The sequence below is a fragment of the Campylobacter sp. IFREMER_LSEM_CL908 genome, assembly GCF_025771545.1.
Classification (GTDB): domain Bacteria; phylum Campylobacterota; class Campylobacteria; order Campylobacterales; family Campylobacteraceae; genus Campylobacter_D; species Campylobacter_D lari_D.
Window position 1 is genome coordinate 83091 of record NZ_JAKMQK010000001.1, and the last position, 25291, is coordinate 108381.

Here is a 25291-nt window from a genome sequence, read left to right on the forward strand (position 1 = left end):
TATTAAAATAAACCAAATTTACCATCTTTTTTCTTATATAACACCCTCATTTTTGCATCTATGTCATTAAAAACTAAAAATATATCTTTACTTGCTTTTAATTTTTCCAATGCTTCTTCAATTTCCAAAGGCTTATATAGCTCAAGTTCTGTTGGAACTATCTCATCTTCCTCAATCAAGCTCGGTAATACTAAATTTTCTTTTATCTCATCTTGATGTTTATGGGTAATATTTTTATCATGCAATCTTCTTAAAACCTTAGAAATTCTATCAGTAGCTAAATCTATAGCAGCATATAAGTCTTTATCTTTTTGCTTTACAACCACTGTATTAATACCGGCTAGATTAATGCTAAATTCAGCCCAAAATCCTTTCTTTCCATGCCTTTCATCAGCACTTATAACACAACGCGCAGAAATCACATCTAAGCCATATTTACTTAAAGCATCAAAGCTTTTTTCCACATACTCTTTTATAGACTCAGTTAGCTCAAATTGCTTTCCAACTATACTTGTATTCATTACTTCTCCTTTTTATGAAGTTAAATACATTATAGCACTTTAATCGTAAAAAAAATAACTTTTTAAATAAAAAATAAATTTAAAATTTTAAAGGATCTAGAATAAGCACACCATCCTCTGAAAGTTTTTTACCTTGAAAATGTGTTTTACAAAAAGAAACAATCAAAGCATGAAAAATTTGATAAAGCTCATATAATTTACATTCTTTTTTTAATAAAACACACAATTCTTGTTGATTTTTAGCTATGTCTTTTTTTAAAAAATCTGCCAACTCATCATAACTTTGACACTCATAGCCTAAATAATTAGCTATTTTTGCACTATAAGCATCAACTACTAAAACTTCTTTTTTGCATATATAATTTAAAATTCCATCAGCACTTTCTTGACCAAAACCCTTAATATCCAAAAGCCATTCTCTATCAACTTCTTCTTTAAAAAGCTCAAAAGAATTAAAGTATTGAAAATATTTTTGAGTAAAATTTTTAATATATTTTGCCTTAGTATTATAAAATCCACTTGGCTTTATTAAAAACGCTAAATCTTGAGTGTTTAAATTTGATAAATCTTCTATCTTGGTAATATTTGCTTGTTTTAAATTTATCAAAGCTTTCAATACATTTTTCCAGTTTGTATTTTGAGTTAAAACTACAGAAATTAAAATTTCAAACTCACTTAAAGTATTATTTTCTAGCCATTCAAAATCTTTATAAACAATATTTGCATTAACTAAAGCTTTAAAAATTTCATATCCACTCATGCTTTTTCACTCTTTCTTAAATGCATCAAAATAGCCTCAATTACATCATCATCGTCTTTACTTTTTGCTTTAATGACTTCTTTGCTCTCATCATCTTTTACAAAACAAATATTTTGTTCATAATTGCTCACTAATTTATAATGTTTGCTAGCTAAAATTTTTATGATAATTAAATCCAAAAACTGCTTTGTGAAGATATCAGGCCTTCCAAAACGATCATTCATCTCACTTTCTATCTCATAAACTTCATTAGCACTCATACACTTACTAAGTCTTCTGTAAAGTTCTAATCTCAAACGATCTTCACTAATATACTCACTATTTAAAAAAGCATTGATATTAAGCTTTAGATCTATTTTTTTCTCTTTAATTTCTTCTTTTTTACTTAGCTTATTAATTTCATCTTCTAACATTTTAAGATACAAACTATAACCAATTTGTTCTATATGTCCACTTTGATCCACACCTAATAAATTTCCACCCCCACGAATTTCTAAATCATGGTAAGCAAGCACGCTTCCTGAGCCTAAATAAGAATTGCTCTCTAAACTCATAAGTCTTTTTAAAGAATCTTTTGTGATTTTTTCCTTATCTTCAATCAAAAAATAACAATATCCTTGCTTAGCACTACGCCCTACTCTTCCTCTAAGTTGGTGCAAATCAGCCATACCAAAGCGATCTGAATTTTCTACTATAATAGTATTTGCATTTGCTAAATCAATACCACTTTCAACTATAGAAGTACAAAGCAATAAGTCATATTCTTTATTTTCAAATTTAATCATTTCTTCTTCAGTAGTTTTTGCATCAATTTTAGAATGCAAGATTAAAATTTTTAGATTTGGAAACAAATCTAAAAGATATTTTTTACACCCATCAATACTTGCTATATGATTGTGTATATAAAAAATCTGTCCTGCCCTTCTTAATTCTCTTGAAATAGCTTCTTTAATCAAAGCGTCATTACTTTCTCTAACAAATGTACGCACATCCAAACGATCCTCAGGTGGAGTTTGTAAAACACTATATGACTTTAAAGAGCTAAGAGCTTGATTTAAACTTCTTGGTATAGGCGTTGCTGACATAGATAGAATATGTGAATTTTTACTTAGTTCTTTGAGTTTTTCTTTTTGTTTTACACCAAATTTATGCTCCTCATCTATCACGACTAAACCCAAATTTTCACACTCAACCCCTAAAAGAAAATGCGTTCCAACCACTACACAAGGCTTATTTTCTTTTAAAAATGCTAAAACTTGTTTTTTTTCTTTAGCACTAGTAAAACGATCTAGCTTAAAAACCTCTATATCAAAAGAATCAAATCTTCGTTTTAAGGTTTTAAAATGCTGGGCTGAAAGCAAAGTAGTTGGCACAAAAAATAAAGCCGTATAACCACTTTTTACACAAGTAAATATAGCGTTCATAGCAACTTCTGTTTTACCAAAACCCACATCGCCACTTAAAAGCCTATCCATCACCTGCATACTTTTTAAATCTTGAGTGATTTCTTGACAAACTTGACTTTGATCTTTAGTGTAAAAAAATCCTGCCTTATTGATAAATTCATCTTGTAATTCTTGAGAAATTTTTAATTCTTTTGCTTTTATCAAAGCTCTAGCCGCTGCTAAAGAAACTATATTTGAAGCAATGGCAAATAATTTTTCTTTTAATCTTTCCTTGATTTTTAAAAAACTTCCTTTTCCAAGCTTATCAAGTAAAGGCACGCCACCACTTGCACCGATATATTTATCAATCATATATAAATTTTCAACAGGCAATAAAAGCTTATCGTTATTTAAATACCCAAGAGCGACAAATTCTTTTTTTGCTCCTGCTATTGCAATAATCTCAAGACCTAAAAATTTAGCTACACCATAATCTTCATGCACAACAAAATCCCCAACCCTAAGCTCATCTATTACCAAACTTGCTTTTCTAACTCTTTTATTTTTTTCTTTTTTATTTAAAGATATGATAAGCTCATCTTGAGTACTTAAATTAATTCTTTCTTGGGATATTTTTAATTTAATATTTGAAAATTCTTGTAAATTTAAAGCTTTAAACAAAGCTTCATTTTTTGCCAAAATAGTAATTTTTTTATCTTTGTGAAAAGTGAAAAAATCATAATTATAAGAACTTACCAAATCTTTATAAAATTTTGGTTCAGGTAAAATATTTTGATTGATTTTACTAATATCTTCTTCAAAATCATTTACATCAAATTTTTTTATGCTTACAAAATTTAAATCTAAATAATCACAAAAATCATCAACACACCAAAAACCTAAAGAATTAACATCATTTATAATGCTTTGACTTTGGAAATTTTGAATTTTTTCTTGTAAATTTTCATATTGCTCTTGACTAAAAGCACTCAAAAAAGGACAAATTTCTATATTGGAGAGTTCAGTAGGGATTGATTTTTGTGTATGTATATCAAAATATCTTATACTTTCTATCTCATCTGAAAAAAGTAAAATTCTAAAAGGTTGTTCTTCATTAATCGCAAAAATATCTATAATATCCCCGCGTATTGAAATTTCACCCTTATCTTGAACTATATCTACAAACTCATATCCACTATGTAAAATTTCTTCTTTAAATTTCTCTAAAGCAAGAAGTGAATTTCTTTTAAGAATAATGTTTTTTAGATGCTTTTTACCTGGTAATTTTTGCAAAATTGTTTTTATGGGAGATATTAAAATTTTATTTTCATTTTCTTTATGATAAACATTTAATACTTTACAAATTTCAAAAAGTTCTTTAGAAAAAGAGCGTAAATCGCTACCAAATTCTGCTCTAAAATCAGGTAAAATAAAAGTTTTTAATTTTAAAAATAAGCAAACTTGAGCTAATTCATCTGCTTCTTTATCATTCTCACAAATTATTAACTCAGTTTTATTACTTAATAAATATTCATATAATTTAGCTTGCATTTTCTGAATTTTCTATACTCACATCAATAGTTGCAAGCTCTTCTTCTTTTTCAATTATTTTACTACTTCCGTTAAATTTCCCACCATTTTCAATACTTAATTGTTTAACTATGATATTACCATTAAGTACACCGCCGGATAAAATTTCTAAAGAATCAACTTGCATTTCTCCCTCAAAAACTCCATTGATTACTATTTTACTTGCCTTAACTTGTCCTTTTAAAACACCACTTTTACCTATCACTATCACATTAGAAGAATTAATTACTCCTGTAATTTCTCCATCTAAATGAAGCATAGAATCAAAATAAAATTTTCCTTCTATTTTTGCTCCGTTTGAAATGACTGTAGTTTCGGATACTGCAGCAATAGAGCCTTTATTAAAGATTGCCATGGCACTCTCCTTTCTTTTTCAAAAATTTGTTCATAGTTTTTTCGGTTTAAATCTATAAAAATCTTAGGATCTAAAAGTTTATTAATAAATCTAACCTCATAATGCAAATGCGGGCCCGTAGAAAGACCTGTATTTCCCGTATAACCCAACAAATCACCTTTTTTTACAAATTGCCCTGCTTTGACAACATCCTGACGCGTCATATGCGCATAAACCGTTTTAAAACCAAAATTATGGATCAAAATCACTGAGTAACCATAACCATTATTGCTATATGCAGCGTATTCAACCACTCCATTTGCAGGCGCATAAATAGGAGTTTTTAAAGCTGCTCTTAAATCAATACCTGGATGAAATTCTTTTTTATTTAATATAGGATGATGACGCCATCCGAAATTACCTGTGACTCCATTATCTTCTATCACATGACCATTTGGAATTTGTGTTAAAAATAAATAAGCTTGATCATTAGTAAGTTTGACTTTTTCTAATCTTTCTGGTATATCTAAACTTTCATCTTGTTTTAAGCCTAAATTATCCTCAATATCTGCAAGTTGGGTTTGGAGTTCATCATATAAGGCTGTTTTTTCTTCTAAACTTTTTTGCATACTCTCATTTTGAGAAAACAATTTAGTATTCTTTGAAGATAATATTTCTTGTTCTTTTAAAAGCTCTGAACGCTTATCTGCTAGATAATTAATATATAAAGCACCTAAAACTATAACAACAAAAACAAAAGTAGTAAAATAAATTATTACTTTTTTTATAATCTGACTTAATAAAAAATGTCTAGAACCATTTACATCTGTAATAGTTAGCGTAAATTTATCTTTCATTATAGCCTCTTAAAAATTTTTCTACCAATACAAAAGAACCAAAAACTAAATATAACTCATCTTTTTTTATTTGTTCAAATTTTTGATAAACAATATCTAATTTTTCTAAATTTTCTAGCAAAACAGAACCCGCCAAAGGTCTATCTTTACTTTCATAATCATAAATTTCAACTATTTTTATTATAGGTTTTAAAACCTTTAAAATTTTATAAGAATCTTTATCTAAAAAGCAATTATAAACTAAATGAACTTTTTTTTCCTTGAAAATTTCAACTAAAGCTAAAGCCGCCATTTCATTATGTCCTACATCAATAAAAATATTTTGACTTATTTGCTCGCACCTTCCTTTTAAATCAAGTTTTGGTAGATTTTTGATACTTTGAATTAATTCTTTTTCATTTTTAACACAAATTTTAGAAAAAGCTTCTAAAGCTAAAAAAAGATTATCTTTTAAAAAAGTTGCAAAATTGTGCTTTTGAATATATTCTTGCACATAAGGATAAATAAAATTATTTTTTTCTAGCAAACTGATACTTAAACTAGCTTGTTTTAAATTTGCTATTTTTTGAGCCAAATTTAATACTTTTGCTTCTTGCTTATGATTAATTAAAGCTTTGGCACTCATGGCTTTTAATTTTGTTCTTGCTATTTCTTCTAAATTTTTACCTAATAAATCTTGATGATCAAATCCTATTTTAGTAAAAATACTAAAATTTATTTCAAAAACACTTGTCGCATCATACTCCCCACCTACTCCGGCTTCTAAAATCACATAATCACAATCTTTAAAAATAAAAAAAGCTAAAAAAGTAGCGTATTCAAAATAACTAAGTTTTTTTACATCTTCCAAAAAAACACTTTCTAGTTTTTCATGCGCTTTTTCTAAAAGTTCATTGCTTGCAATTTTGCCATTTAACCAAAATCTTTCATTAAATTCAAAAATATGTGGACTTGTATAATGACCTACTTTATATCCTTGCTCTAAAAGTAAAAGCGCTAAAAATCTACCCGTACTTCCTTTGCCATTAGTGCCAATAATTTGGATATTTTTAGTTTTTGGAATAAATTTTTTATACTTCTCATACATACTAAACATAAAAAATCTACTAATTTTCTGCACATACATAGTTTTTTGTGAAAGTATTTGTTGAAATTTCATGCTAAGCTTTTTGGATTAATTCTTTTAAAATATCGCCATCTGGAAATTCTTTTTTTTCTATGTAAGAAGATGATAAAATAAGTTTAACTACTTCTTCTTTATAAATGAATTTATAATCATCTATAAGCTTTAAGGCTTTTTCTATAAAAATCTGAGCACTTTCTAAATTTTTACCTGGAAGTATAACCAAATAAGAACTTTCATCTAAAATCCAAATTTCACCCATATCTTTACATAAATCTTTAAGTATCTTTTTAAACTTTCCACTAATTGCCTTAAAACTATCAACACCATAAACATTAATAACATGCTCTATATTATTAATTTTAAAAAAACATAATGCATAATTAACAGCATAAAGCTTATAGTTTTCATCAAGTTTTTTAAGTTCTTGAGCAAGACTCCACTGCTCTCTTTGCTCATCGTCACTTGTAGCTTGAATTTGAGTTTTAATTTGCGCTATTTGCTCGTTTGCATATAAAAGTTTATCTTTTAGTGTATCAAAATTAATTTGAACATTACCATTTTCATCTTTAGTTAAAGCATTAATAAATTTCACATCTTCTTGGCTGTTATCATAAAGCTTTGATACCATTTCATTTAAGCTTTCTAAGTGTTGATTAAAAAAAGAAAGGTTTTTTTGTATATAATATTTATCTGTTGCTTCTTTTTTTTGCAACATTAAATAATACTCATGTGCAAATTCTTTCCTGGCAATTAATTTAGGATTTTCTTTTAAATTTTGTTTAAACTGCTCAAGCTCTTTACTTACTCCAAACAAAGACTCCAAAGAAGCTAGTAAAAGTTCAGCCTGCTTCTCATAAGATCTCTCCTTTAACATAACAATGAGTTTTTCAACTAAAGTGTGAAAATCCAAAAACGCTCGAATATTAAATTCTTCTAATTTTTTTAAAAGCTCATAATCCTCATAAGATTTTTCAAGCTCTCTCCATTTAGCCCTTAAAAGATATATGGTTTCTAAATCCATAGCTTGAGATAATCTGTGTTGAGTAATTTTTGCTAGTTCTTTGATTTTTTTATCTTTGCTAATACTAAGCTGTTGTACAATCAAATCAAGCAAAGCATAAACATCTTCATATTTTCTACTTACTTGCCTATTAAGCCTAGAAACTAAAAACATCAAAAACTCATCAATAGTTCGAATGCTTTTTCCTTTTAGCTCTTGCTTATAAATATCATCTAAAAGATTAGTATATTTTTCTATCCTTGCTTTATTAAAACTCATCACACCCGCTTTTTTAGCGCATTCTTCAAATACCTCACTATAATTTTCAGGAGTTGGATGCAACTTACGCTCTTTTAATTTTATCAATGTTTCTTTTGCAATCTCATTGATATGACTTGCCATTTATTTATAACCCCTAATAGCTATGATAGAAACAAATTCATCAAAAGCTTCACTTGATGCATTTTTAATTGCTTCAAATCTAGCTTGATCGCTAATAATAGAATTTGGATTAATATCAAAATTATAACTTCCCTTGGTATTTACAACTTCTTCTTTACCATTTTTATAACGCATAAGAAATTCCAAGTAAAGCTCTGCTTTATAATTAACCACATAACCATTTCTATCATACACCATAGGATGAAATTCTAACTTTTTCATCGTAACTATAATAGAACTATCTGCATTATGCTCATCTGTGACTTTTCTGCCAAGCTTATTAAGCATAGCTTCTCTTAAAATATCTGTTATATAAACACTATTTTCGGGATCTTGTTTACTAATATTGATTTTCAAAAATACATTTTCACCCAAAACCCTACTTGCCATTTGAGATGATGGGATATATCCACAAGATATAATAAAAAAAGCAAAAAAAGATATTAAATATTTTTTCATTTAACCACCAAATTTACCAATTTCTTATCAATATAAATTTCTTTTACAATGGTTTTTCCTTCTAGCCATTTTGCAACATTTTCTTTAGCCAAAACTAAAATCTCATCTTTTTTAGCCTCTGAATTTATTTCAATCTGTGCTCTTTTTTTACCATTAACACTAATAGCTATATTAAAACTATCTTTTACAAAAACTTCTTCTTTTATTTTTAATACTTTAAAATTTTCACATTTAAACAAATGCTCGCTAAGCTCAAAACAAACATGAGGGATAATAGGCTCTAAAATATTTAAAATAATATAAAAAGCTTCTTTTAAAACTTCTTTATGATTTATAGCATTTAAGGCATTTAAAGCTTCCATACATGCAGCTATTAAGGTATTAAAGGCAAAACTTTCTTCATAAACTTCAAAAGATTTTTTCAAAGCTTCATATACTTTTAATCTAGCATATTTTTCTTCTTTATTTAAACTTTGATGATCAATTTCTTGTAATTTTCCACATTCTAAACTCATAGCCTTTTCATAAAGTCTATTGATAAATTTAAACGCACCCTCTAGCGCACTATCGTTCCATTCAAGTTCTTTAGCAGGTGGTGCAGCAAACAATATAAACAATCTTGCACTATCTGCTCCATATTTTTCTATAATATAATCAGGATCTACTACATTACCCTTAGATTTACTCATCTTAGCACCATCTTTAGTGACCATTCCTTGGGTTAAAAGTCTATTAAAAGGCTCATCATCTTTTAAATAACCCAAATCTCTAAGTGCTTTTTGGAAAAATCTAGCATAGAGTAAATGCAATATCGCATGTTCAATCCCACCAATATATTCATCAACATTCATCCAATAATTAACACTTTTTTCATCTACCGCTTTTTCTTGCCATGTTTTATCATCACTTGCAAAACGCGCAAAATACCAAGAACTTTCAAAGAAAGTATCTAAAGTATCGCTTTCTTTTTGTGCTTTTTTACCACATTTTGGACAAATGCACTCTTTCCATATTTCATGCTTATCAAGTGGATTTCCCTCTCCATTTATAATCACATCTTCAGGCAAGGTAATAGGTAAATTTTCTATTTTTTGAGGAACTATGCCACAAGAATTACACTTAATCATTGGTATAGGAGCACCCCAATATCTTTGTCTAGAAACACCCCAATCACGAATTTTAAAATTGGTAACCTTTTTACCAATACCCAAAGATTCAATTTTTAAACTAATTTTTTCTCTAGCATCATCACATTCTAATTGATCAAATTCGCCACTATTGGTTAAAACACCTTCTTTTAAAGTGTAGCATTGTGCGTCATTTTCATCTTTATAAATTACTTTTTTTATAGCTAAATTATAAGTTTTTGCAAACTCATAATCTCTTTCATCATGAGCAGGCACACTCATAACAGCCCCACTACCATAATCACTTAAAACAAAATTAGCTACCCATAAAGGAATTTTTTCTTTACTTAGTGGATGGATTACATGAAGATTTAAAAAATATCCTTCTTTTGGCGCAGCTTGTCTTTGGCGGGGTGTTTGATTTTGTATATTTTGAATTTTTATGATAGTATCTTGATCTAGTAATTTTTTATCAATTAATTCGTTTACTATTTCATGATCAGGTGCTAAAGCAATATAAGATACTCCATAAATAGTCTCAGCTCTTGTTGTAAAAACATTGATCTTTTTTGCACTGATTTTATTATTTTCTTCTATATCAAAATCAAAACTAAGCCCTGTGCTTTTACCTATCCAATTTTCTTGCATAGTCAAAACCTGACTTGGCCATTTTCCTTCTAATTTTTTAAGATCTTGCAATAATTCATCTGCATAAGCAGTGATTTTTACATAATATCCTGGCATTTTTTTTCTAATGACTTCATGTCCACAACGCCAACATTTGCCATCTTCAACTTGCTCATTTGCTAAGACCGTTTTATCATTCTCACACCAATTAACTTCAGCTTCTTTAGTATAAACAAGTCCTTTTTCATACATTTTGATAAAAAATTCTTGCTCAAATTTAGTATATAAAGGATCAGAAGTAGCAAACATTCTTTTTTTAGAAAAGGAAAAGCCCAAAGAAGCAAGTTCATTTTGCATATAATCAATATTTTCATAAGTCCATTTCTTAGGATGAATACCGTGTTTTATCGCAGCATTTTCAGCAGGCATACCAAAACTATCAAAACCTATAGGATGTAAGACATTAAAACCTTTTTTTCTATAATATCTAGCCATAGCATCACCTATGCTATAGTTTCTCACATGTCCCATATGAATTCTACCACTTGGATATGGAAACATAGATAAAATGTATTTTTTTGGTAAAGAAAAATCATCTTTTGGCTCAAAATATTCTTTTTCTTGCCAAATTTTTTGCCATTTTTTTTCTATTTTACCTGCCTCATATGCCATTTTAACTCCTAATTTTCTTCTTGACTTTTTACTGAATCAACTATAACTAAAATCATTGAAAAGATATTAGCTATCAAAGCACCAATTGCTAAAGTATAAACCATAACATTAGCCTCTGGATTAATTTGTATTAAAGCAAAAGCTGGAATTAAATGCAAATCAGCCACTAAAGAACTAGCAAATAATTCAGCTGCTAAGAAATTTCTAACTCCGATTTTCAATAAAGTAGAAATTAAATTCACACAAGCTGCAATAAATAATGCAACTTCATTTTGATCATATAAAAATCCTGCGGTTGTAGTTAAGCTCATTAGAGCAAAAAAGATATAAATAACCTTACCCCAATTCATTTTTACACCGTTCCTTTTTCATACATCGCTCTTAATTTCTCTTTTTCTTGTTTTTTCTTTACTTTTTCTAATTCTTTTTGACGATACTGCGTAACACTAAATTTAAACCATAAAAGTGCTGGACTTGCTACAAATATAGAACTTGCAGTACCTGCCACAATACCCACTATCATAGTTAGAGCAAAACCTTCTATCATAGATCCACCAAAGAAATAAAGCACTACAACAGTGATTAAAGTTAAACCTGTTGTTAAAGTAGTTCTTGATAAAGTTGCAGAAACTGATTCATTAATAATTAAATCAAGTTTTGAATTTTTACTTGTTTTAACACCTTCTCTAATCCTATCAAAAATAATAATCGTATCATTTAAAGAATATCCAAGCACAGTTAAAACAGCCGCCAAAATATCTAAATTTACATCTATTTCAAATAATGCAATAGCGCCTAAAGTAATGACTATATCATGAATTTCACACACAATAGAAGCCATAGCAAAACGCCATTCAAATCTCACTGCCAAATAAATCAAAATAGCAATCAAAGAAATTCCAACCGCCATAAGACCTTTGTTACGCAGTTCATCTCCTACTTTTGGACCTACTACATCCACGCGGCGCACTTCAAATTTACCTGTATCTTTTAACAAATTTGCAATACTTACTCCAATATCACTTCCCAAGCTATCGCTACTTCCTGAAAAGCGAATAATAACTTCATTAGCACTACCAAATTCGGTAACACTAGCTCCTTTTAAATTTTCATTTATAGATAAAGCTTTACGAATTTCAGCCAAGGGTGCTTTTTGCTCATATTGAAGCTGTACCAAAGTTCCACCGGTAAAATCAATACCAAAATTCAAACCCTTAGTAAAAAGGATAAAAATAGAACCAAAAAATAAAATAAAAGACAAAGAGATGGCTGCAAATCTCATTCTCATAAAATCATAAATATGTTTTTGACTAAAAAATTGCATTAAGGTCTCCTATATCCAAACCATAATCTTGTGTTATTGCTTTTTTCCATACGGTTCATAAACATTTCAAACATACCATGAGTTCCAACAATAGAAGTAATCATTGAAACTAAGATTCCAATGCTTAAAGTCACCGCAAAACCTTTTACCGCACCTGTTCCATAAGCATAAAGTACCACTGAAGTAATAAGCGAAGTAATGTTAGAATCTAAAATCGCACTCATTGCATGCTTATAGCCATTTTCAACACTTTGCCTTATGCTAGCACCCTCTCGCAATAATTCCCTAATTCTTTCATTAATAATAACATTAGAATCTACTGCCATACCTACAGTAAGCACAAGTCCTGCCATACCAGGTAAAGTTAAGGTTGCACCAAACATAGCCATTACAGCAATAATCACTAAAATATTTGCCACTAAAGCAATATTAGCAAAAATTCCTGCTATACCATAATACATCACCATAAATGCAATAACTAATATAGAAGCACCTGCTAGGGCTATCATACTCATTTTAATACTATCAGCACCCAAAGATGGTCCAACACTTCTTTTTTCAAGCATTTTAACCGGTGCTAAAAGTGCCCCACTTCTTAAAGCAATGGCCACATCATGAGCTTCTTCAACGGTAAAACTACCACTAATTTGACCACTACCTCCACCTATTCTTTCATTAATTCTTGGAGCTGAATATACTTTATTATCTAAAACTATAGCTAAGCGTTTGCCTACATTATTTCCTGTATAGTCTCCAAATTTTTTAGCACCTTCCGAATTTAAGGTGAAATTAATCACAGGAAGATTATTACTTTGCGCAAAACCCACTTTTGCGTCTGTTAGCATAGAACCATCAAGAATAGGTATAGATTTTACTAGATATTTAATTTGAGGATTTTTTGCATCTTCAAAAATTAAATCTCCATATTCAGCAGCTTGAGCTGGAGTAAGATTATTTACCTGATCCATTCTAACATCATCTACTTCCATTAATTGTAAATGTGCAGCTTTTGCGATAAGCTCTCTAGCTCTAGCCTCATCTGCAGCAGTTTTAATACCTGGAAGTTCGACTAAAATTTTATCCTCACCTGATCTTGCTACATTTGGCTCTGCAAGACCAAATTGATCAAGTCTATTTCTAATAGTTTCTACAGCTTGTAAAATAGCTTGTTCATGAGTTAGTTTGATTTCTTCTTGGGTTAAAGAAAGTGTGTAGTGTAAATTTTCATGTGTGACAGCCAAGCCTTTAATGTCTTTTAATAACAAATCAACCTTAGCTACATCATTTTCATCTAATAAACTAAATTCAATACTAGTATCATTTACTTTGATTTTATCAACAATAATATCTTCTTTATTGATAGAATAGCTAAGAGAAGAGGCTATGGATTTAACCTTTGACTTAACCGCCTCTTCTACTTCTACACCTAATAACATATGCAAACCGCCTTGCAAATCAAGTCCTAGGTTAATCTTAGCACCACTTTGGGTTTGCATAAAAGAAGGTATAGAAAAAACAAGCCCTATAAGAAAAACTACAAAGAAAATAATACTTCTATAAGTAATTTTTCCACTACGCATCAATTTTCTTTGCTATAAAATCTCTAGAAATTTTTACAACTACATTTTCATCATTAAGCTTAACTTTGATAAAATCCTCTTCTGGTTTTACCACCTCGCAAATTATCCCACCATTTGTGATGATTTTATCTCCTTTTTCTAAAGATGAAACCATCAACTTATGGTCTTTTGCTTGTTTTTGTTGTGGTCTAATAACCAAAAAATAAAAAATCGCAAAAAGCACAATGAGAGGCAACAATGAAGTCCAAATATTTCCGTTTTCTGCCATTTCTTCCCCTTTTTTTTAAGTTCATAAATTCTAATTCTACCACTTTTAAAATAATAAAAGCCTTTTTTTCTGCACTTTTATTGTCAAATTTTATTTATTTTTCTTTTTTTGAAAATTTACTTTTCGAATTTATCTCACCGTTTTTAAGCATATATGGTTTAATTTTATTACTAAGAAACAAAAGTAAAGCAGGATATTTTTACACCGGTTTTTTTATAGGAATTTTATGGTTTTGGTGGATAGGTTTATCATCAATTTATTTTAATTTAGCTTATTTAATTCCTTTAGAAATTATCTTAATTGGATTAATTTATGGATTTTTGTTTTTTATATGTTTTTTTCTTAAATATGATTTTTTAAGACTTTGTGGAATTTTTTTACTTTGTTTTATTCATCCTTTTGGCTTTGATTGGCTAAATTGGGGTGTTTTAAGTGTATATGGAATCTTTGATGCAAGTTACCAAGGTATTATAGCTATGTTTTTGATTGCTTATTTTTATTATGAAAAATATATTTCAAGATATTATAAAATAGCAATTATTCTAATCCTTATTCTAATCGGTGCTCAATATAATCAAAAACAATCGCAAACGCTAAATTTAGACTATAAATTAATCCAAACTAATATCTCCCAAGATCAAAAATTCATACAAGAAAATTTACAAACTCATTCTAAAGATATATTTTATCAAATCAACAAGACTATAAAAGAAGGTAAAGAAATAATTATTTTTCCTGAAACTGCTTTTGCTTTTGCATTAAATAAAGCACCAAGTTATTTACAAGCCTTAAAAGATTTATCAAAACAAATCATCATCATCACAGGTGCTATAAGCACTACACCTAATCATCTATACAATAGTACTTATGTATTTGACAATGGCAACATACAAGTTTTTAACAAACATTATCTTGTACCTTTTGGAGAAGAAATTCCTATATTTAAAAACTTTTTTAAAAAATATCTTTTAAATATTGATGAATTTTCAAAAGGAAAAGAATTAAATCAATACACTCTAAATAATCAGCTCATCACTAATGCTATCTGCTTTGAAGCTACAAAAGAAAAACTTTACAAACACTCAAAAATCATCATCGCTATTTCAAACAATGCTTGGTTTAATTTTTCAAGTGAGTATAAATTACAAAATTTTCTAATGCGTTTTTATGCAAATAATTATAATGTAAGCATATATCATGCAGTTAATGGAAAAGAAAATGCGGTAATTAAGCCAAAAGAGATATTGATTTTAAAGATAAAAGAAAAACTTTTAAAGCAAAATGAAGCTTAAAAGCTTCATTTTATAATGCCTTAAATTCATCAAGTGCGTCTAATTTTTCCCAAGGATAATCAGCTTGACCCACTTGACCACGAGCAGCTACATCAGCATACATGAAAGTATCTTTACTTGGTTTATCAAGATTGAATTTATTTTTAATCCAATTTGGAGTTAATGGGAAAGTTTTCATCACAAAATCACTTAAAATATCATCATTTAATCTTGTATTTGTTCCCATGCAATCCACACTTACAGAAGTTGGTTTAGCCACACCTATAGCATAAGAAAGTTGTACTATACATTTTTTAGCAAGCCCTGCTGCTACAATATTTTTAGCAAGCCATCTTGCAGCATAAAGTCCGCTTCTATCAACCTTAGTATAGTCTTTAGAAGATTGTGCACCACCTCCTATTGGAGCATAGCCACCAAAGCTATCTACTATAAGCTTTCTTCCTGTTAAACCACTATCATGTAATGAGCTGTGATTTACATATTTTCCCGTTGGGTTGATTAAAATTCTTGTTTTTTCTGGGCAAAAAAGCTCTTTTGGTAAATTTGAATCCAAAATCAAATCCATCACCAAAGCTCTTAAATCTTCTATTTTCATACTTTCAACACAAGGAGCTGAAACTACAATAGTATGGATACTTTGAGGTTTGCAATTTTCAAAATTTTCTTTATTTGCATAATCAATTGTAACTTGAGTTTTAATATCTACTCCAAGTTTATCAGGATTGTTTTTTGCAAACTCATATACTTTATCACAAAGCATTCTAGCATAAGAAATAGCTGCTGGCATATATTCTTTTGCTTCATTGCTTGCAAAACCAAACATTATACCTTGATCACCTGCTCCAATCTCTCCATCTTCTTGATCAACACCTTGATTGATATCAGGACTTTGCTCATTTAAAAATACCATTACATCTAAATCATCAGGGTGCAAACATTGTTTTTTGCTAAAATGCGGATTTCCATTGTAACCAATATCTACTAGAGCTTTTTTTACAATATTTTCATAATCTTGTTTTTCTAGTTTATATTTTGATTTAATCTCACCACCAATTACTACTTTATTTCCTGCTACAAAAACCTCACTAGCAACCCTTGAGTCTTTATCATGAGTTAAAAAGGCATCAACTATAGAATCAGCTATAATATCAGCACATTTATCAGGATGTCCTGCACTAACAACTTCAGAAGTAAATAAATACATATTTTATATTCCTTATCATAAAAAATTCTAGCTTTATTTTAACACAAGCTAACTTAAAAATCAAAAAGCTTATTTAAGCTTTACTTTGCTAGAATAAATTTAAATTTATCACTACAAAAAAGGTAAGAAATGAGTTTATTTTCTTATGCAATCAAACGCTATAAAGATGGAAATCTTATTTTACAAATTTGCATAGGTATTGTTTTAGGAATTTTAGTAGGTGTTTTTTCTAAAGATTTAGCTATTTTTGCAAATATTTTTGGTGCTTTATTTACAGGAGCTTTAAAAGCTATAGCACCGATTTTAGTTTTTATCTTAATCTTAACAACTATTTGCACAAAAGAATTTAATCATGGAAGTGAGAAAATAAAACACATTATTTTCTTGTATATTTTTGGAACCTTTTTAGCTTCTTTAAGTGCAGTTAGTATAAGCTTTATCTTTCCTGTAGAATTAGTATTAACCGATGTTGAAAAAGCTTCCACTACAAGCCCTGCGCATATAGGCGAAGTATTTAAAACCTTACTATTTCAAGTAGTAGACAATCCGATCCATGCCTTATCTTCAGGAAATTATTTAAGCATATTAGCTTGGGCTATTGGTGGAGGTTTTGCTCTAAGACATTGCTCTAATGATGCAAAACAACTTTTTACTGATATAAACGAGGGTGTATTAAAAATTGTTAAATTTATAGTCAAGCTTGCTCCTTTTGGAATTTTTGGACTTGTGGCTAATTCAGTTGCTCAAACAGGAGCAGCAGGACTTTTTAGTTATGTTAAATTATTAATAATTTTAGTTTTGACTATGTTTTTTGTAGCTTTTGTGATTAATGCTTTAATTGTCTTTACTTATACAAAGAAAAATCCTTATCCTTTGATTTTTATTTGTTTAAAACATAGTGCTGTTTTTGCATTTTTTACAAGAAGTTCTGCAGCAAATATTCCTGTAAATATGGCACTTTGCTCCAAATTAAATATCAATAATAACCTATATAGCATTTCTATTCCACTAGGTGCTACGATTAATATGGCAGGGGCAGCTGTAACCATAGCCATATTAAGTCTTGCGGCAGCTCACACAGTAGGTATTGAAATAAATTTTTTACAAGCTATGCTTTTGAGTGTTTTAGCTGCATTTGCAGCTTGTGGAGCTAGCGGGGTTGCTGGGGGTTCACTCTTACTTATACCACTTGCTTGCTCTTTGTTTAATATTGATTATGACATAGCTATGCAAGTAGTTGCGGTTGGTTTTATCATAGGGGTTATCCAAGATAGTGTTGAAACTGCATTAAATAGCTCAACAGATGTTTTATTTAGTGCTATTTGTTCAGATAATGAGCTTAATTTAAAAATTTAAGGAGGACTTATGAGGCATTTAATTACTACAAAAGATTTTAACAATGATGAAATCTTGGCTTTATTTAAAGAAGCAAAAGAATTTTTGGATGAAAAACCGCGCACATTTTTAGAAGGAAAAAGTGTTACAACAATTTTCTTTGAAAATTCAACACGCACTCAATCAAGCTTTGAAACAGCCGCAAGAAGACTAGGTGCTAAAGTTTTAAAATTAGATGTTTCAAGAAGTAGTTCAAGCAAAGGTGAAACACTTTTTGATACTGCTGCGAATTTAGATGCAATGGCACCAAGTGCTATTGTAGTTAGACACAAAAACTCAGGTGTGCCTCATACTTTAGCAAATTATACTCATTGTCCTATAGTTAATGGAGGTGATGGTAAACACTCTCATCCTACCCAAGCTTTACTTGATCTTTTTACCATAATGGAGCATTTTGATTATAATGTTAAAAGTAAAAAAATAGCAATAGTAGGAGATATTAAAAACTCACGCGTTGCTGCTTCAAATTTAGAATTATTACCTCGTTTTGGTATAGACATTACCCTAGTGGCCCCGCCTCATTTTATGCCAAATTATCCTATTAAAAAAACAAATAAACTAAAAGAAGTTATTGATGATGTAGATATTATCATGAGTCTTAGAACACAAACTGAAAGACACAATATTCCAACCTATGCATCGCTTAAAGATTATGCAAATGATTTTTGTATTAGCAAAGATTTAATAAAAGATAAAAATCTCATTATCTTACATCCTGGTCCTGTACATAGAAATATCGATATTAGCGATGAAGTAATGGCTGATAAAAGATGTAAGGTTTTAACTCAAGTTAAAAATGGTGTTGCCATTAGAATGGCTGTATTAAAAAAACTCATTTTAGAAAGCTAAAATCATGCAAAATTGGAACTTAAGTACATTATTTAAAGATGAGCAAGAATTAAATCTTTTTTTACAAAAAACCAAAGATGAAGCTTGTGAATTTAAAAAACAATATGAAAATAATCTTCATAGTTTAAGCAATGAGCAATTCTTGCAAGCTTTAAAAAACTATGAAGAATTAATCTTAAAACTTTCTCACATACTAACCTATGTGTATTTAAATTTTGCTCAAGATACTACCAAAGGTGCTTTTTATGCAAAATATGAAAATTTAAGTAAAAAAATAGAAGAAAATCTTTTATTTTTTGAACTTGAATTTTGCGAGTTAAAAGAAGAAAAAAGTAAAACTTTCATCACATTTTGCAAAGATTATGAGTTTTATTTAAATAATCTTATCAAACACAAAAAACACAATCTTTCTAAAAAAGAAGAAAGAGTTATCCTAACTCTATCAAGTACAGGTTCAAATGCATTTGCAAGATTATTTGATGAAACCTTTAGTGCTTTAAAATTTAATTTTGAAGGACAAAAATTAAGTGAGGAAGAAATTCTAAGCAAGCTTTATGATAAAGATAGAAGCATTAGAAAAAAAGCTTCAAAATGCTTTAGCAAAACTTTAAAAAAACAAAACAAGCTTTTAGTATATATTTTTAATATGATTAAAAGTGAACTTGCTAATATTTGTGAGTTAAGATCTTATGAAAGTCCAGAAACCCCAAGACATATAAGAAATCAAATTTCTAAAAAAAGTGTTGATGCGCTTATTAGTGCTAGCGAGAATAGCTTTGATATTGTTTCTAAATTTTATAATGCAAAGAAAAAAATTCTAGGGTATAAAAAGCTAAAAGATTATGATCGTTATGCGCCTATTGGAAAAGAAATGCAAGTTGATTTTGATCAAGGAAAGGATATCGTTTTAAAAGCCTTTGAAAAATTTTCTAAAGATTTTTATATGATAGCAAAAGAAGCTTTTGAGAATAATTGGATTGATATCTATCCTAAAGAATTTAAACAAAGTGGAGCATTTTCTCACTCAAGCACGCCGCTAAGTCATCCTTTCATACTTTTAAACTATACCAACCAAAGACGCGATCTTTTCACCCTAGCACATGAGCTAGGCCACACTATACATCAAAAACTTTCTTATAAAGTAAGTTTTTTAAATCAAGATACACCTCTAACTACAGCAGAAACTGCTTCAGTGTTTGCAGAAATGTTGATTTTTGATTATATTAAAGAAAATTTAGACAAAGAAGAGCTTTTATCTTTATATGCAGCAAAAATTGAAGATATTTTTGCTACTCTTTATAGACAAATTAATTTTACCACTTTTGAACGCAGATTTCATGCTAAAAAAGAAGAACTAAGCGCTCAAGAACTAAGTGAAATTTGGCTTGAAGAATCAAGAAAAATGTTTCAAGATAGTGTAGTTTTAACCAAAAACTATGGCCTTTGGTATTCTTATATACCACATTTTATACACTCTCCATTTTACTGCTATGCTTATGCTTATGCACAACTTTTAGTTTTAGCACTTTATGGTCTATATAAAAGTGGCAAATGCTCTAATTTTACCTCAATTTATATTGAGTTTTTAAGTAGTGGGGGAAGTAAAAGTCCAAAAGAACTTGTAGCTATGTTTGGCTTTGATATAGAAAGTGATGAATTTTGGAATATAGGCTTAGAGCAAGTTAGAATACTAGTAGATGAATTTTTAAGGCTAAGCAATGATTGATAAAATTTTAAATAATAAAAATTTTATAAGTTTAATGCAAAAAAGCATTTATGAATGTTTACAAATTTTAATCCAAGAAGATATTGAGTTTAATATCATTGTAAATACTAAATTTGTTACACTAGAACCTCCTTTACCGCCAGAATTAGATATAGTGAGTAAAAATCCTTATTGTCTTTTTGCACTTGGTGGTTATACTTTTAAGTCCATAGTTTTAACAAATGAGCATATAGAATTTCATGCGGGTTTTGGACCTGATGATTTTGCAACCTTTGTGAAAGTGGATTTAGGAGCAATTACTCAAATTCAAGTTGAAGATAATATCATTTTTGTTAATTTTTCAAACTATTTCAAAAAGCAAAATGATCAAAAATTAAAAGAAAAATCTATGAATGCTTTTTTAAATAATCCTAACAATAAAGATTTATTTAAAAAATGAGTTTTTTTGAAGGTTTAAATGATAGCCAAAAAGAAGCTATCATGCATATTGATGGAGCTATGCTAATACTAGCAGGTGCAGGTAGTGGAAAGACTAAAACCATTACCACTAGACTTGCCTATTTAATCGATCATGTGGGTATTCCTGCACAAAATACCCTCACGCTAACCTTTACAAATAAAGCTGCTAATGTAATGAAAACAAGAGCCTTAGCACTTTTGCAAGATCAAAATTTACACAATCCCCTTTTATGTACTTTTCATAAATTTGGTTTGTTATTTTTAAGACTTTATAGCGAAAGAATTAATAGAGCAAATAATTTTGTCATTATTGATACAGATGATAAAAAGAAAATACTAAAAGATTTAGCTAGCGAAAATTTGCAAAGCTCTTTAGCAAGCATAGGTGCTTATATTTCAAATTTTAAAAATCAAAGCAAAAGCGCTCAAGAAATACGCAAAGAATTAGAATTTTTAAAAGATGAAAAAAACAAAAATTACGAAGAAATCATTCATTTATATGAGCAATATGAGCATTTTTTAATCCAAAATAATTTCATGGATTTTGATGATTTACTCATGCTAACTAATAAAATTTTAGAAGATGAACAATTTGCACAAGAGCAAAGTCAAAAATATACCTATATAACAGTAGATGAGTATCAAGATACCAATGCCTTACAATATCAAATTCTAAAAAAACTTTGCGTGTCTCATGAAAACATTTGCGTGGTGGGTGATGATGATCAGAGTATTTATGGTTGGCGTGGAGCTAAAATAGAAAATATCTTAAATTTCAAAGAACAATTTAACAATGTAAAATTAGTCAAACTAGAGCAAAATTATCGCTCAACTAGCGCTATTTTGCAAGCTGCAAATGAGCTTATAGAACATAATAGAAAAAGATTAGGAAAAACTTTGATTTGTACCAAAGATGAGGGCGAAGAAATTACAATTTTACAAAATGATGATGAAAAAATTGAAAGTTTTAAGGTCGCAAGAGAAGTTTCAAAACTTTTAAACTCTGGGATTAATCCTAGTGAAATAGCCATACTTTATAGAGTAAATGCCCTATCTCGTGCTCTTGAAGAAGCTTTTAGCAAAGAAAAAATTCCTTTTAAGTTGCTAAGTGGAATTCGTTTTTATGAAAGAGCTGAAATTAAAGATATTATTTCTTATTTAAGATTGCTTTCAAATTTAAATGATGATTATTCTTTTAAACGCATTATCAACCGCCCTAAAAGAAACTTTGGTAATGCAAGTTTAGAAAAGCTAGAAAATTATGCTAAAGAAAATCATTTGTCTTTATTTGAAAGTCTATGTGCTTTGCAAGGAAGTGGTTTTTTTAGTAAAAAAACAGACAAAGAGTTAGAAAAATTCATACTAAGCATACACAAAATTAAAGAAAAAGATGATTTGCTTGCAATGATTTTAGCCTTAGAAGAAGAATTTAAAATCAAAGAATTTTACAAAGATAATCCAGAGGGCGAAGATAAACTTTTAAATATAGATGAACTTTATGCTAATTTAAAAGATAAAATTACTCATGGAAATTATAATGGCTTAGATGATATTTTAAATGAAATTTCTTTACTTAATGAGCAAGATGGACTTGATAAAGAAAGTATTTGTATTATGAGTATTCATGCAAGCAAAGGACTTGAGTTTGATTATGTTTTTATCATAGGTTTAGAAGAAGGATTTTTCCCACTCACTAGCGAATCAAGCAATATAGAAGAAGAAAGAAGACTTGCCTATGTAGCAATCACTAGAGCCAAGAAAAAACTTTATTTAAGTTATGCTAATTCTAGATTTTATAAAGGAAGTCGCACAAGATTAGAAAAAAGTAGATTTTTTGGTGAGAGTAATGTAATCAAAAAAGAATTAACACTAGATCATCAAAAAAATTGCTACAAAAAAGGCGATTTAATCAAACATAAAATTTTTGGCATAGGCAGAGTCACTGGGGTAAGTAAAATAGGTGCTGAAGAAAAACTCACGATTAATTTTGGAGGCATAGAAAGAATGATAATGTCAAGTTTTGTGGAAAAAGTGATATGAATAAACTTTTTGTAGCTTATAAACCAAGCGGTATGAGTTCTAATGCTTTTTTAGGCAAACTCAAGAAAAAATATAAAAATAAAAAAGCAGGTTTTTCAGGAACACTTGATCCTTTTGCAAAAGGTGTTTTACTCATAGCCTTTGATCAATACACAAAACTTTTTCGTTTTTTTGATAAAAATCCAAAAGTTTATAAAGCAACACTTTGGCTAGGCGCGCATTCACTAAGCCTTGATAATCAAAATATCAAAGAAATCAATCTTATAAATGCTTTTGAAGAGAAAGTTTTAGAACAAATTAAAAATGAACTTTTAGGTAAAATCACCTACACCCCACCCGCATTTTGTGCAAAAAAAATAGATGGGGTGCGCTCTTATGAGCTTGCAAAAAGAGGTTTTGAAGTCAATTTAAAATCCTGTGTTATGGAAATTTTTTATACTAAAATTTTACACTATAACCACCCCTTTTTAACCATAGAAATAGCAGTTAGTGAGGGTTCTTATATACGCTCTTATTGTGAATTATTTGCTAGAAAACTTGGTATTAAAGCCACATTAAGCTCATTGGAGCGTTTAAGCGAGGGAAGGTTTTTTTATGAGAATGAAAAAGAGTTAAATCCTTTAGCTTATTTAAATCTTAGAAAAAATACGATAAAATACCCCCAAAAATTACACAATGGACAAAAAATATTTTTGGACGATTTGGAAATTCAAGAAGAAGGTAGCTATATTTTAGAAGAAAAAGATTTTTTTTCTATCATTTCTATCCAAGATAATCAAGTGCAATATTATTTAAATAAGGTATTAAAATGTTAATTTTATCAAGAAAAGAAAATGAAAGTATAAAAATCGGAGATGATATAGAAATCAAAGTAGTTCAAACAGGCAAAGGCTATGCTAAAATAGGCATCGAAGCTCCAAAGTCTTTAATGATACTACGCAAAGAGCTTATCGAGCAAGTAAAAAGTGAAAATTTACATGCAATTAGCGATGAAACGATAAAACTTGACGATCTGAGTAAAAAGCTTAAAAAATGAAAGCTTACGCAAAAGCTAATATTTTTTTAAAAATCATAGGAATTGATTTAAGATCTTATCATTTATTACAATCACGCTTTATTTTACTAAAAAATATTTTTGATGAGTTAAGCTTTAGTGATGAAAAAACCAAAGAAGGGTTTGAAATCACTGGAAATTTTACTCAAGATACTATCATACACAAAGCTTATAAAGAATTAGAAAATTTAGGTTTTTCTAATGAATTAAATGAATTTTTTAAAGACAAAAGTTTAAAGCTTATCAAAAACATTCCCATAGGCGGAGGCCTTGGTGGAAGCAGTACTGATGCGGTTGTATTTTTATTAATGATCAACGAAACTTTAAATTTAAAACTCAATCAACAACAACTTAAACAAATCTGCCAAAAACTTGGCTCTGATTTAATCTTTTTTTTAAGCGGATATAATAGTGCAAATGTTAGCGGGTGTGGCGAGATTGTAGAATATTTTGAAGATGATTTTGCCCAACTTGATTTTACTTTTCCAGCTATTGAATGCTCAAGTGCAAAAGTATATAAAGCATTTGATGAAAGTTCATATGATTTAACAGCGAATCTAAATTTAGCCAAAACACTTAAAACACTCAAAACAAGTGAAATTTTAGAGTATAAAAATACTGATTTAAACGACTTATTTGCTCCTTGTGTAAAAATTTATCCTAAAATGCAAACTTTTCTTAATGAGGCTTATTTTTTAAGTGGAAGTGGAAGTGGAGTTTTTAAGGCTAAATGATGAAAAAAACTATAGTAAAAAACAAAAAAGCTTTTTTTGATTATGAAATTTTGGAAAAATTTGAAGCAGGTATTGTTTTAAAAGGTTCTGAAGTAGTGGCATTAAGAGCTAGTAGAGCAAATTTGAAAGATTCTTTTGTGCGTATTATCAAAGGTGAAATTTTCTTACTTAATGCTCATATTTCTCATCTTAGCACTACACATTCTTTTTATAAGCATGATGAAAAAGGTGCGCGAAAACTTTTAATGCATAAAAAGCAAATCGATAGGCTTTTTGGTAAAATTAGCACCCAAGGCTTTACTATAGTGCCATTAGAACTTTATTTTAATGAAAAAAATAAAGCAAAAGTCTTAATAGCCTTAGCCAAAGGAAAAAACTTACACGATAAAAGAGAAAGCTTAAAGAAAAAACAAGCAGATCTTGAAGCAAGAGCTGCTATGAAAAATCATTATTAAAAAAGGATTTTG

24 protein-coding genes are annotated in these 25291 nt (G+C 29.0%); 10 read left to right on the forward strand and 14 right to left on the reverse strand.

Going from position 1 to position 25291, the window contains the following annotated elements:
* Positions 1 to 2 precede the first annotated feature (2 nt).
* The 13 genes from hpf to yajC all read right to left on the reverse strand — a co-directional run bounded on the left by hpf (position 3) and on the right by yajC (position 14071).
* The gene (gene hpf, locus L8U04_RS00445) at positions 3 to 521 is read right to left on the reverse strand and encodes a ribosome hibernation-promoting factor, HPF/YfiA family (protein WP_220566860.1); all 519 of its coding nucleotides are present in this window, start codon (positions 519 to 521) and stop codon (positions 3 to 5) included.
* Positions 522 to 600: 79 nt separating this feature from the next.
* On the reverse strand, positions 601 to 1281 hold the full coding sequence (locus tag L8U04_RS00450) for an endonuclease III domain-containing protein (protein WP_263662500.1): 681 nt from the start codon (positions 1279 to 1281) through the stop codon (positions 601 to 603).
* A complete protein-coding gene (locus L8U04_RS00455) occupies positions 1278 to 4217 on the reverse strand; it encodes a DEAD/DEAH box helicase (RefSeq protein ID WP_263709173.1) in 2940 nt (979 codons plus the stop codon). Before L8U04_RS00455 ends, L8U04_RS00450 begins: the two co-directional genes overlap by 4 nt.
* Complete coding sequence (locus L8U04_RS00460; protein WP_263660127.1) at positions 4207 to 4611, reverse strand: bactofilin family protein; 405 nt, start codon at positions 4609 to 4611, stop codon at positions 4207 to 4209. Before L8U04_RS00460 ends, L8U04_RS00455 begins: the two co-directional genes overlap by 11 nt.
* Positions 4539 to 5450 (reverse strand): M23 family metallopeptidase, encoded by a 912-nt coding sequence (locus tag L8U04_RS00465; protein ID WP_243705623.1) that lies wholly within the window; start codon positions 5448 to 5450, stop codon positions 4539 to 4541. The genes L8U04_RS00460 and L8U04_RS00465 overlap by 73 nt, the downstream gene beginning before the upstream one ends.
* Entirely contained in the window at positions 5437 to 6606 is a 1170-nt protein-coding gene (locus L8U04_RS00470; protein WP_263709174.1) for a Mur ligase family protein, read from the reverse strand. The genes L8U04_RS00465 and L8U04_RS00470 overlap by 14 nt, the downstream gene beginning before the upstream one ends.
* A 1-nt stretch (position 6607) precedes the next feature.
* Entirely contained in the window at positions 6608 to 7975 is a 1368-nt protein-coding gene (locus L8U04_RS00475; protein WP_263709175.1) for a hypothetical protein, read from the reverse strand.
* On the reverse strand, positions 7976 to 8473 hold the full coding sequence (lptE, locus tag L8U04_RS00480; protein WP_133318709.1) for an LPS assembly lipoprotein LptE: 498 nt from the start codon (positions 8471 to 8473) through the stop codon (positions 7976 to 7978). It lies immediately after the preceding gene.
* Positions 8470 to 10899 carry a leucine--tRNA ligase gene (gene leuS / locus L8U04_RS00485; protein WP_263709176.1) on the reverse strand — a complete coding sequence of 810 codons (2430 nt, stop codon included), beginning with the start codon at positions 10897 to 10899 and terminating at the stop codon, positions 8470 to 8472. Before leuS ends, lptE begins: the two co-directional genes overlap by 4 nt.
* 8 nt (positions 10900 to 10907) lie before the next feature.
* Positions 10908 to 11249 carry a DUF6394 family protein gene (locus L8U04_RS00490; RefSeq protein ID WP_133318707.1) on the reverse strand — a complete coding sequence of 114 codons (342 nt, stop codon included), beginning with the start codon at positions 11247 to 11249 and terminating at the stop codon, positions 10908 to 10910.
* A gap of 2 nt (positions 11250 to 11251) precedes the next feature.
* Positions 11252 to 12223, reverse strand: a complete 972-nt coding sequence (secF, locus tag L8U04_RS00495) for a protein translocase subunit SecF (RefSeq protein ID WP_220566868.1) — start codon at positions 12221 to 12223, stop codon at positions 11252 to 11254.
* Complete coding sequence (gene secD / locus L8U04_RS00500) at positions 12223 to 13803, reverse strand: protein translocase subunit SecD (protein WP_087689307.1); 1581 nt, start codon at positions 13801 to 13803, stop codon at positions 12223 to 12225. Before secD ends, secF begins: the two co-directional genes overlap by 1 nt.
* Complete coding sequence (gene yajC / locus L8U04_RS00505; protein ID WP_039618686.1) at positions 13796 to 14071, reverse strand: preprotein translocase subunit YajC; 276 nt, start codon at positions 14069 to 14071, stop codon at positions 13796 to 13798. Before yajC ends, secD begins: the two co-directional genes overlap by 8 nt.
* Between yajC and L8U04_RS00510 the strand changes: the two genes are divergently transcribed.
* On the forward strand, positions 14041 to 15363 hold the full coding sequence (locus L8U04_RS00510; RefSeq protein WP_263659037.1) for an apolipoprotein N-acyltransferase: 1323 nt from the start codon (positions 14041 to 14043) through the stop codon (positions 15361 to 15363). The genes yajC and L8U04_RS00510 overlap by 31 nt on opposite strands.
* 10 nt (positions 15364 to 15373) lie before the next feature.
* On the opposite strand, the gene metK is transcribed toward L8U04_RS00510, so the two are convergent.
* Positions 15374 to 16567, reverse strand: coding sequence for a methionine adenosyltransferase (gene metK, locus L8U04_RS00515; protein ID WP_263709177.1), 1194 nt, complete (start codon positions 16565 to 16567; stop codon positions 15374 to 15376).
* Between the two features lie 129 nt (positions 16568 to 16696).
* Here metK and sstT point away from each other — a divergent pair, with 129 nt between their 5' ends.
* From sstT to smpB, 9 genes are read left to right on the forward strand one after another with little or no spacing between them, the layout of a single operon-like run.
* Positions 16697 to 17923, forward strand: coding sequence for a serine/threonine transporter SstT (gene sstT, locus L8U04_RS00520; RefSeq protein WP_263709178.1), 1227 nt, complete (start codon positions 16697 to 16699; stop codon positions 17921 to 17923).
* Between the two features lie 9 nt (positions 17924 to 17932).
* A complete protein-coding gene (locus tag L8U04_RS00525) occupies positions 17933 to 18811 on the forward strand; it encodes an aspartate carbamoyltransferase catalytic subunit (protein WP_263709179.1) in 879 nt (292 codons plus the stop codon).
* A 4-nt stretch (positions 18812 to 18815) separates the two neighbouring features.
* A complete protein-coding gene (locus L8U04_RS00530) occupies positions 18816 to 20537 on the forward strand; it encodes a M3 family oligoendopeptidase (RefSeq protein WP_263709180.1) in 1722 nt (573 codons plus the stop codon).
* Positions 20530 to 20976, forward strand: a complete 447-nt coding sequence (locus L8U04_RS00535) for a hypothetical protein (protein ID WP_214134720.1) — start codon at positions 20530 to 20532, stop codon at positions 20974 to 20976. Before L8U04_RS00530 ends, L8U04_RS00535 begins: the two co-directional genes overlap by 8 nt.
* The gene (locus L8U04_RS00540) at positions 20973 to 23036 is read left to right on the forward strand and encodes an ATP-dependent helicase (protein ID WP_263659034.1); all 2064 of its coding nucleotides are present in this window, start codon (positions 20973 to 20975) and stop codon (positions 23034 to 23036) included. Before L8U04_RS00535 ends, L8U04_RS00540 begins: the two co-directional genes overlap by 4 nt.
* Positions 23033 to 23851, forward strand: a complete 819-nt coding sequence (gene truB / locus L8U04_RS00545; RefSeq protein ID WP_263709181.1) for a tRNA pseudouridine(55) synthase TruB — start codon at positions 23033 to 23035, stop codon at positions 23849 to 23851. Before L8U04_RS00540 ends, truB begins: the two co-directional genes overlap by 4 nt.
* Positions 23845 to 24072: a carbon storage regulator CsrA gene (csrA, locus tag L8U04_RS00550; RefSeq protein ID WP_012661763.1), complete on the forward strand. Its 228-nt coding sequence runs from the start codon at positions 23845 to 23847 to the stop codon at positions 24070 to 24072. Before truB ends, csrA begins: the two co-directional genes overlap by 7 nt.
* Positions 24069 to 24824 carry a 4-(cytidine 5'-diphospho)-2-C-methyl-D-erythritol kinase gene (locus L8U04_RS00555; RefSeq protein ID WP_263709182.1) on the forward strand — a complete coding sequence of 252 codons (756 nt, stop codon included), beginning with the start codon at positions 24069 to 24071 and terminating at the stop codon, positions 24822 to 24824. Before csrA ends, L8U04_RS00555 begins: the two co-directional genes overlap by 4 nt.
* Positions 24824 to 25279 (forward strand): SsrA-binding protein SmpB, encoded by a 456-nt coding sequence (smpB, locus tag L8U04_RS00560; protein ID WP_039668585.1) that lies wholly within the window; start codon positions 24824 to 24826, stop codon positions 25277 to 25279. The genes L8U04_RS00555 and smpB overlap by 1 nt, the downstream gene beginning before the upstream one ends.
* Positions 25280 to 25291: the final 12 nt, after the last annotated feature.